Origin of the sequence: Parasulfitobacter algicola, from assembly GCF_013315265.1 — a bacterium.
In the GTDB taxonomy this organism is placed as follows: Bacteria; Pseudomonadota; Alphaproteobacteria; order Rhodobacterales; family Rhodobacteraceae; genus Parasulfitobacter; species Parasulfitobacter algicola.
This window is the reverse complement of record NZ_JABUFE010000047.1, coordinates 1-1,187: the sequence shown is the minus strand read 5'-3', so window position 1 is coordinate 1,187 and position 1,187 is coordinate 1. Positions and strand designations below refer to the sequence as shown.

1 protein-coding gene is annotated in these 1,187 nt (G+C 55.5%); it reads left to right on the top strand.

The window, feature by feature from the left end; translation table 11 throughout:
- Complete coding sequence (tuf, locus tag HRQ87_RS19960) at window positions 1-1,176, top strand: elongation factor Tu (RefSeq protein WP_174140205.1); 1,176 nt, start codon at window positions 1-3, stop codon at window positions 1,174-1,176.
- The last annotated feature ends 11 nt before the right edge of the window (window positions 1,177-1,187 follow it).

The following is a 1,187-nucleotide window of genomic DNA, read 5'->3' as shown; positions in this document are numbered from 1 at the left end:
ATGGCAAAGGAAAAGTTTGAGCGTAATAAACCGCATGTTAACATCGGTACGATTGGTCATGTTGACCACGGCAAGACGACGTTGACGGCAGCGATTACGAAGTATTTTGGTGACTTCAAGGCCTATGACCAGATTGATGGTGCGCCGGAAGAGAAAGCGCGCGGGATCACGATCTCGACGGCGCATGTTGAGTATGAGACGGACGCCCGTCACTATGCCCATGTTGATTGCCCGGGCCACGCGGATTATGTGAAGAACATGATCACAGGTGCGGCGCAGATGGATGGTGCCATTCTGGTGGTGAACGCCGCTGACGGCCCGATGCCACAGACCCGTGAACACATCCTTTTGGGCCGCCAGGTTGGTATTCCGACGATGGTTGTGTACATGAACAAGGTTGATCAGGTGGACGACGAAGAGCTGCTTGAGCTGGTTGAAATGGAAATCCGCGAGCTGCTGTCCAGCTATGAGTATCCTGGCGATGACATCCCTGTCATTCCGGGGTCTGCGCTGGCTGCAATGGAAGGCCGTGACAACGCCATCGGCGAAGACAGTATTCGCAAGCTGATGGCAGCTGTGGACGAATGGATCCCAACACCAGAGCGTGCGATTGACCAGCCGTTTCTGATGCCTGTTGAAGACGTGTTCTCGATCTCTGGTCGTGGAACGGTTGTGACGGGTCGTGTGGAACGCGGTGTGATCAACGTAGGCGACGAGATCGAAATCGTTGGTATTCGTGATACGAAAAAGACGACCTGTACGGGCGTTGAAATGTTCCGCAAACTGCTGGATCGCGGTGAAGCGGGTGACAACATCGGCGCACTTCTGCGCGGGATCGACCGTGAAGGCGTTGAGCGTGGTCAGGTGCTGTGTAAGCCCGGATCCGTGACACCGCACACAAAGTTCGAAGCCGAAGCCTATATTCTGACCAAGGAAGAGGGTGGCCGTCACACGCCGTTCTTTGCCAACTATCGGCCGCAGTTTTACTTCCGGACGACAGATGTGACAGGGACAGTTCAGTTGGCTGAAGGCACGGAAATGGTGATGCCGGGCGATAACGTCAGCTTTGGCGTTGAACTGATCGCACCGATCGCGATGGAGCAGGGTCTGCGGTTCGCGATCCGCGAAGGCGGCCGCACCGTCGGCGCCGGCGTCGTCTCAAAAATCGTCGAGTAATATAATCGATA